Raw genomic sequence first — 8829 nt, forward strand, 5'->3', positions numbered from 1 at the left:
TTTTTTAGTGTCTACTTTAGAGGGAGCATATCAAAGTTACATTTTGCTTTTTTCGTTTTCTTTCAATTTGAGCGCCAAGTTCCATCAGGTTCTTATCTCGAGGGGCACTTCACTCAGGAAGCTCCGCCTCGATATGTAAACAACAAGGACAAAACTGGACACGAAAAGCTCCATGGATTCTATAGTAGGAACAATAGCGTGTGCATTCAATGTGAATTACTGCCGTTTGGGAATTTATTTCCTAGCGGCAGTTTGAAGCTTGAAAGGAATTGAGACGTAAGGCTCAATCCGGTGCAGCTATTGTCACTACTATAAAGATATCCATAGGAGCTTGCAGTGTCCTGTTTTTTGTCCGTCCTATTTATTTTGCACATACTGCTCAAGGCGGTAGCTTCCTGCAGTAAGAAGCACCATCGCCATTCCAAGAAGCACCCATACGGATGGGAACATGGATTGAAAATCAATCGCCTTTACAATCCAATACATCGGACTGCAATAAGCAAGCACATTTAACCACAGTAAATTCGTTACAGCCCCCGTAGCCACTGGCATTCCCATTGCACTCATGATAATTACAATCAGCACTCCAATTGCCGTCGCAAGTTGCGGATTTTTAAACAATCGGAATAAGAATAAATTCAAACTCAAGCTGAACATCGTTGTTGCTAGTAACATTCCTAAGAACAGACCCCAGTTTAAATGTGGAACCATCCCTATCAACGTGAAGAAGAGCATCAATAGCGTATTCGCACCAAACATAAAGACAAAATAAGAAAGAATAAAGGATAAGACAATCTCCAAATTCGAACTAGGTGAAACGACTGAACGTTTTAACACTAGTGATTTCTTAAATTGAATCCAGTCAGACGAAATCGTTGAGGCGTTAAAAATAACGTATAACAAAATCATCATCACAGCCATACCCGAAGCAATCGGATTCGGAGCCGCGCTTTCCTCAATGACCATCTCTTGTGAAATGCTAGGAAGTGATTCTCCTGGCTTGAGAACGCCTGCTTCTTGTAATTTCGCATCGAGCATTACTTTTTTAAGAGTTTGCATTAACTGTTCATCTAATAGAAAATCACGCGTTCCTCTTTGGGTATTCCACACTAAAATTGTTGGGACCTTCCCAGATTTTGCGTTTTGTAAATAATGAGCAGGTACCTGGTAAATAACGGTCATCTCACCCTTTTTTAGGGCTGCTTTAGCAGATTCTAAATCTGAAAAGACATGTTCCTCATTAATATAAGGCGCAATCAATGAACGATACTCTTCATTTCCTTCCTCGAAAACAAAAGCCACAGTGGAAGCCACAGGAAGAGTAGAATCACTATTTGTATTCGTATTTTGGACAAAAAGCATCAGTCCTGACATAAGAGAAGGCATTCCAATCGTCATAAAAAGAAATGTAGGATTTTTCAACATACGCTTCAGGTGAAAAAGAATCATTCGAACGAATTTCATTGTTGTGCCTCCTTTCTCTTGATTCTTAAGACAAAGACAAATGACAAAATACAAAGAATTAGAGTAGCACTTGGGATCATGTCCCCTACAGAAGCCCCGTTCATTAAGTCTACAAATGGCGTATAGATGAATCGTTGGACTAAATTACCAGATAAGAATCCAAACACTGGACTAATCTTATCTAATGGAAGAATCCCTGAACTAAAAATCAAGAGCATGTTGACCAGTGTTGAAATCATTTGATGATTCTTCTCTGTAATCAGCGTTCCTACAATCGTTGCGACAACTCCCGTAAACAGACTATAAAATAGCGCAAATAAAAGAAGTCCCATCCAATTATTTCCAAACGTTGTTGCATCCACTAATTTCCAAGCAAGGATATATAGTAGAATCAAGAACGTATTAAAGATGACATGAGTTGCTAAGTCTAAGCGCTCTTTCTCGCTAACGGAATATGGCAAGATTTCCATCCGTTTTCGATAGCCTCCTAGTTCTTTTTGAACCTTTGAACGCCATAAAGCTTCCATTAGCATGATTAACAGTAAACTGATCCCGGTAATTGAAAAATGTTGAGCACTGGTTAATTGCGCCTCTGCTTCAACTTGTTCCATTTGAAAGGCTTGACTAGCAATCTCTTGTTGCAAGCTGGCAAGTAATGTAGCGACTTGTTCCTTGGAGATGGTCGCTGCTGGAGTCGCATCGATTTTTCTAGCGACTTGATTCACTTCTAGCAATTGAGTGGTGATTGTTGAAAACAACTCTTTATAGACTGCAAAAACAATATTTGAAGAGCGCCCTAATCGACGAATGACAATCGGACTGTCCTGACTGCCTGATTGAATCGCTTTGGTAAAGCCTTCTGGAATACTAGCGCTGAATTTCGCCTCTTCTGGATTACTCGTTAATAAAATTTGCTTTTCTTCAGATAACTGTTGAAAGAGTTGAACAATTTTATCTCCATACTCTCCTTGATCATTGTTTTCAATATATAGCGGTACATCCACACTCAATTTTGGTTGCGCATAGATTCCTCTCATCGAAAACGCTAAAAACAACGTTAAGAAAAAAGGCGTTAAAATAATCATCAGAAGGCTTTGAAATTGTTTGAAAGAAGCTATTACTTCGGTCTTAATATAGCGAATGTATCTCATAATGCCCTCCTTAATCTCGAAGTGTCTTCCCTGTTAATTGCAAGAATGCTTCCTCTAATGTCGTTTCTTTGATGCTAAGCGACTTGATTACGAGTTGTTCTTGTTCCACAAAACCAATCAATTTCATCATGGAGAAAATCGTTTGGTCCACCGTAAGCTCGAGGGTTTCCTCTTTCAACAGGACATGTTGAACGCCATTCTCACTGGCTTTTAAAGATTCTTCAAAACCATTTGGAATGCGGTCTAAGGTCAGTACCACTGTTTGCGTATGTCCGACTAACTTTTTCACTTCTTCTTTTGTTCCGTAAGCCACTTCTTCTCCAAGATCTAAAATAAAGACACGATCACAAAGGGCTTCAATTTCTTCCATATAATGCGAAGTATATAAAATCGTTGTGCCTTGCGCGGCTAAATCTTGGATGTAATCAAAAATATATTGACGTGACTGCGCATCGACTCCAACAGTTGGTTCATCTAAAATAAGAATCGAAGGATTATGTAACATCGCTACCGCAATATTCAATCTGCGTTTCATCCCACCAGAATAGTTTTTCACTTTTTCTTTTCTCTTATCCGTCAATCCTGCGACTTCTAGTAACTTTTCAATTTGTGCTTTTAACTCAGCACCATATAATCCATAAAGACCGCCAAAGTATTCCAAATTATCGACCGCATTCAATTCTTCTAGCAAGGCAATATCTTGAGGTACGAGTCCTAAATGTTTTCGGATTTCCACTTTATCCGTTTTAATCGACTTTCCATTAATCAAAATATCCCCGCTATCCATTGGTTGGATGCCTGTTAAAATATCAATTAAGGTACTTTTACCTGCGCCATTAGGTCCTAATAGACCGAACAGCTCTCCCTTCATAATTTCAAAGGAAACATTTTGCAACACTTTATGGCGTCCATAAGACTTTGTAACATCTTTAATCTCAATCATGTTTACACCTCTTTAAAAAATAAATAGAAATGACATACTTAATAACAAACAAAATAGAAAACAACTGGCAACGACAATCTTTTCTTCTCGTAGATCTTTCTCTGTTCTTCTTTCTTCTCTCATCAATCGTAAACTCCTTTGTTACTGTACCCCTATCATAGCAAGCTTCTCTTATAACTAGTAGTTTCCAACGTCACCAACTACCATGACCAAAGTCACTTTTATGAATGGGTTTCTGGTGAGTAGAAGAATCTTCTCTGAAAGAAGAACCTCTAGTATAAAAAAACTATCGCCAGGACTCTCTAGCTTTCAAGTAGCCACAATAGTATGAGGACCCGATTTTTCTTCATCCCAATCGGTATAGAGTATCTAAACTCCACACACACTATTGTCGCTACTAAAAACTAACCATCCGAGCAATAGTTTATTGTTTTAATTTATTCTCGTAAGCAAAAATGACTAATTGCGTTCTGTCGCGTAATTCTAACTTAGAAAGAATCGTACTAATATTATTTTTTACTGTCCCTTCCGAAAGAAAAAGCGTTTGGGCAATTTCCTTATTGCTGAGGCCTTTTGCCACCTGTGCAATCAGTTCCACCTCTCTGGTTGTTAAGCCCCATTTTTCGGCATCAAACCTCTCTTCTTTCTCTATAGAGGTGTTTGTTAAGAGCGCTTCAGAAATCACCGTGTCCATGACAACTTTTCCAGAAAGGGCTACTTTAATACCGTCAAGAATGGCATCTGGACTACTATCTTTTAACAAATATCCAGAAGCCCCATTTTGAACAGCTTCGACAATATATTCAGTATCTTGGAAAGTCGTCACAATTAACACTTTCACTTCTGGAAAGGCTTCTTTAATCAGCTTTGTACCTTCGATTCCGTTACTTTCGGGCATTCGAATATCCATCAACACGACATCTGGTCGGTGAATGGTACAAGCTTCAAAAGCTGCTCTCCCGTTTTCTGCAAGAGCTAGTACTTCTACATTCCCACTAGCTTCGAGCATGATTTTTAATCCAGTACGAATTAGCATCTCATCATCTGCAATAATTAATCGAATTGGTTTTGTCATTAGGTTCCTCGTTTCTACCCCTTATTCGGGTTTGGAATAATGAATTGAATGGTCACTCCTTGGTTGGAAGAGTTCATCTCTACAATTCCGCCTTCTCGTCGAAGTCTCTCTTGTAGGGATTTTAATCCACCCTTTGGAACCAGCTCTTGGCTAGTTGCGCCTTGTCCATTGTCCTTAATCGTGACCACTAATTGCGCTTGATTATACATCAAAAGTACAGTGATTTTTGTTGCGTTTCCGTGTCTCATGGCATTCGTAATCGCTTCTTGAACTCCACGAAACACACTCAGTTCCGCTTCACTGTTAAGTGCAAATGTTGGATCATTTTTTCTAAACTGTATTTCAATCCCTGAATTCACTTGAACTTCATGGAAGAATTCTTCAAGTGCAATATCCAATTGCTTCCTATCCATTTGCTCCGGTTTCATATCATGGATAATTTTACGAACCTCTTGCAGTCCTTGCGTCGCAAATTCGCGTAATCCTTCACTCATTTCTTGAATCGGAGAATTTTCCATCTTCGCTAATTGACTAATCGCACCTAGTTGAATAATTATCGTCGATAAACTATGGCCAACAGAGTCATGAATTTCACGGGAAATCCGATTCCGCTCTTGTAGTGTGAAGATTTCCTTCATTGTCCCCATTTTATATTGCGCTTGCTGCAAATCGTACCGTTGCTCACTTATTTTTTGATACACTTCATCTAGTTCCTCTTGCAATGCTCTTCTTTCTTCTAAAATATAATTTCCATACAAGAAGAAAAGAATAAAGAAGACGGTCATAATCGCTTTAAGCGTATCGAACTGCTGCATGGCTGGGATGATAATGATTAGCCCCAGAAGCACCTGCATCACTACCGCATTTTTAAAAGAGTAGCGTAGGCTAATTTCAAAGCAGAGGAGTAGGATGAGGCCCGCAAAAACTGTTTGGAAATAAAAACAAAGAAGTGCCACTGCAATTCCTTCTACTAAAATATACCATTGATATTTTAACCAATAATAACCAATCTGAACGACCGCGACAAAGGCTGTAAAGAAGACGATTTGATGAGCACTCATCCCTGGCAATTGGCTCCATTCAAACAATGAAAAAAGAATGAAACCATACCGAATAATGAATCTTACCCATTGATCGACTTTCATGATTTCATCCTCCTAAATTACATACTCATTAAAAATAAAAATGCGACAAAATTATTGATAAAGTGCATCGTAATCGATGCAACAATATTATTCTCATAGTAACGATACATTCCTACGATTGGAATCGTTAAAGGAACGTATAGCAAGGCAGACATCCAATTAATGCCACTTCCATCACTAGAAAGCGAATGTAAAAGAATGAATAATACAGCCGAGATGACGGTCAACACATGGACATTCATCGATTTTTTGAAAGAGCCAATGATGGCTTCACGAAAGACTAATTCTTCCAAAATAGGTGCCACCACGCAAAGCAATACAAACATCATCACAAGATTGGATTTCGACATCATGGATTCAATTTGCGCCTGATTATCTGAAGTAAATTCCCCTAATAAATTCGACACAATGATGGCGAGTACAATTCGAAGAACATATCCTATCGCTAAATCACGTATAAAAGGTCGTTTAACAAACTCTTTTGCCGCTTGCGCTATTTTGGTTCTGTAGAGCCAAATTCCAATGACCATCGACACGACTTGTAATACGACATACATTTGGGTATCTACCGCATATTTTCCTGAAGATACTTCTACAATAAAGAAACTTGGGAAAATAATTAAATTCAGAAAATAAACAATCCATAGTAAAACTGCATTCTTTTTCATGATTCACCTCTAGTCATCGGTAAAACGTACCGGTTTTGTATTTTTAATACTGTAAATTTTTTCAATTTGTCCATCCGACCAGACGATTCCATGAAGCGCGCCGCCAAAAACAGCTCCGCCATCGATTCCGATTTTTCCGTCATGTTGCCATAATTTCATAAAGTCGCCATCTTCGTTTAAGCCACGTAAAGGTGTGTGCCCGAAGATAATCGTTTTGCCAGTGTTATTAACCCCTGTATGGAACGGTTCGCGAATCCAGTAGAAGTCTTTTGGCTCTGTGTCGTGCCAGTCGTCCAAACGTAAATCTACGCCGGCATGTGCTAAGAGTAAATCTCCTTCATCGATATAGAGTGGACGCTCTCTTAAAAAGGCAATCAGTTCTGGATATTGCGCTTTAATCGCTTCAGCATCTTCCACAGGATTTACTGGAGTACCTTGCGGGCGTCCGAGTAAGTCATTGATCGTTGTATCTCCGTTATTTCTTAAGTAATGTGGAAAACGTCCTTCAGGATCGTCGATAAACGCAAGGAACATGACTTCATGGTTTCCCATCATATACCATGCATTTTTTTCTTTGGCATATTTCATCCCTGTAAGGACACTTCGTTTATTGTCGGGACCACGGTCAATCAAGTCTCCCATGAAGACAAGTTGCTGAGTAGTTTCGTCCCAGTTTTGAAGCATCTCTTCCATCATGTCTGCTTCACCGTGAATGTCACCAATAATAAAATATTTTTTCTTCATCTATTCCACCTCAAATAACTATCATACTGTTCATTATAGCAAATAACCCCCTGAATATGAAAGAAGCTTCTTTTAAAACAAAAAGAAGATCGAACCATCGCCCGATCTTCAGTCTTTAAAAGACATGATTATGCTTCTTGTTTACGAAAGACTAAGAAACTACCTACAATCGCTGCTAGTGCACCTAAAACAAGGATAAAAGGATTCTCCAATGTTCCAGTATTTGGTAACTCTGGACGTTTTGGTTCCTCTGTTGTCGTTGTTTGTGGTGTAACGGTTGTTGTTGTTGTACCTTCAGTCGTTGGTTCTTCCGTAGTCGTTGTCACAGTAGTCACTTCCGTTGTAGTTGACTCTGTCGTTGTTGTAGCAGTGGTAGTCGTTTCTGTTGTACTTGTAGTGGTGGTCGTCGTAGTAGTAGCAGTTGTAGTTACTGGCTTTTCACCATCAGCAAGCCCAATCCCTGTTAACATTTTATACGTCACATCAGTAGAAATCGCATCGTCTAACTCCTCAGCTGTAATCGTAATGCGATTCTGAGGATTTTTACTTGGATTGGCTAATTGAACTTTATAGTCTATAAAGATAATTTTATCCGTAGAATTGATTTTAACAGTAATTCCAGTAGGAGTGATTTCATAATCACTTTCTGAAAGAAATCCAGCTGATTTCCAAGGATAAGTCGATTCTACTAACTCTACACGTAATGAACCAGGTACATAAGTTTGATTTGCATCCCATACGTCCTTAATTTCAATATTCGATAAAGTCTTTCTAGCATAGTTCAAACGAGCCCACCAGTGAACTTGTTCAGCATTATCCGCTTGTTGAGCTCCCCATTTAGCCGCCATTTCATTTGGTCCTGGCATTGGTAAAGGCTTAATTTTTTGAGTAATCACTGTTCCATTGAAATCCAATTCTTGAGTCGTATCCGCAAGTCGGTCATCTGAAGCCCAGAATACCTCAACAGAAAGTTCCATGTTTTTTTTCAAATAGTTCTCTTCAAAATATGAACTAAACGTCACTGTTACAGTTCCTTCAGCCGCATTCACCTTTGCATTGGCTACGACTTGATTGGCCTTATTATAAACTGGAAATGAATAATCCGATTGCAGACGAATGGGTTCTTTTAAATTGAATTGTAATGTATCATTTTCGTTGATCGTTACCTCATCTGGAAAATCAACTTGGAATGTTAATCCCCATCGTCCATAAATATCTGAAGCATCTCCCGTTACGGTCACTTTGGGATTCGTTACTTTTAAAGTAGTCCCTTCCTTTTGAACCTCAACTGCATTTACTTTTGCAGAAAAGACGAGCACTACTAAACTTAATAATGCTACGATAGAATATAAAATCTTTTTCATAAATATCTCCTTATATTTTTTATTAAGATTATATTCATAATTTTAATTGATTATTACATTTTTTATATAATTGAATTGTGAATTTTATATGAAAAGAGGCAAGAAATGAATTTTCATTTCTTGCCTCTATAGTCGCTTGATCTATTTTTCTAAGCTACTTGCCGGGATTGAACCGGCGACCTCCACCTTACCAAGGTGACGCTCTACCGACTGAGCTAAAGCAGCATTTTTGGGTAAAAAAAAAGAACTCCGCCAGTAGGACTCGAACCTACGAC

Annotated in this window: 8 protein-coding genes and 1 tRNA gene; all 9 read right to left on the minus strand. The window is 38.7% G+C overall.

The window, feature by feature from the left end; all coding sequences use genetic code 11:
* Positions 1-357: 357 nt before the first annotated feature.
* Positions 358-1464, minus strand: coding sequence for an ABC transporter permease (locus tag HMPREF3106_RS06340; RefSeq protein ID WP_005606584.1), 1107 nt, complete (start codon positions 1462-1464; stop codon positions 358-360).
* Positions 1461-2615: an ABC transporter permease gene (locus tag HMPREF3106_RS06345; RefSeq protein ID WP_070445126.1), complete on the minus strand. Its 1155-nt coding sequence runs from the start codon at positions 2613-2615 to the stop codon at positions 1461-1463. The genes HMPREF3106_RS06340 and HMPREF3106_RS06345 overlap by 4 nt, the downstream gene beginning before the upstream one ends.
* 10 nt (positions 2616-2625) lie before the next feature.
* On the minus strand, positions 2626-3558 hold the full coding sequence (locus HMPREF3106_RS06350) for an ABC transporter ATP-binding protein (protein ID WP_070445129.1): 933 nt from the start codon (positions 3556-3558) through the stop codon (positions 2626-2628).
* 424 nt (positions 3559-3982) lie between these two features.
* Entirely contained in the window at positions 3983-4633 is a 651-nt protein-coding gene (locus HMPREF3106_RS06355; protein ID WP_070445132.1) for a response regulator transcription factor, read from the minus strand.
* A gap of 14 nt (positions 4634-4647) precedes the next feature.
* On the minus strand, positions 4648-5778 hold the full coding sequence (locus HMPREF3106_RS06360; protein WP_070445134.1) for a sensor histidine kinase: 1131 nt from the start codon (positions 5776-5778) through the stop codon (positions 4648-4650).
* Positions 5779-5795: 17 nt separating this feature from the next.
* A complete protein-coding gene (locus HMPREF3106_RS06365) occupies positions 5796-6446 on the minus strand; it encodes a CPBP family intramembrane glutamic endopeptidase (protein WP_005606590.1) in 651 nt (216 codons plus the stop codon).
* Between the two features lie 9 nt (positions 6447-6455).
* Positions 6456-7190, minus strand: coding sequence for a metallophosphoesterase (locus HMPREF3106_RS06370; RefSeq protein WP_070445138.1), 735 nt, complete (start codon positions 7188-7190; stop codon positions 6456-6458).
* A 128-nt stretch (positions 7191-7318) separates the two neighbouring features.
* Entirely contained in the window at positions 7319-8554 is a 1236-nt protein-coding gene (locus HMPREF3106_RS06375) for an LPXTG cell wall anchor domain-containing protein (protein WP_070445141.1), read from the minus strand.
* A 152-nt stretch (positions 8555-8706) separates the two neighbouring features.
* Positions 8707-8779, minus strand: a tRNA-Thr gene (locus HMPREF3106_RS06380).
* Positions 8780-8829 lie beyond the last annotated feature (50 nt).

This window comes from Granulicatella sp. HMSC31F03, assembly GCF_001807725.1.
In the GTDB taxonomy this organism is placed as follows: Bacteria; Bacillota; Bacilli; order Lactobacillales; family Aerococcaceae; genus Granulicatella; species Granulicatella adiacens.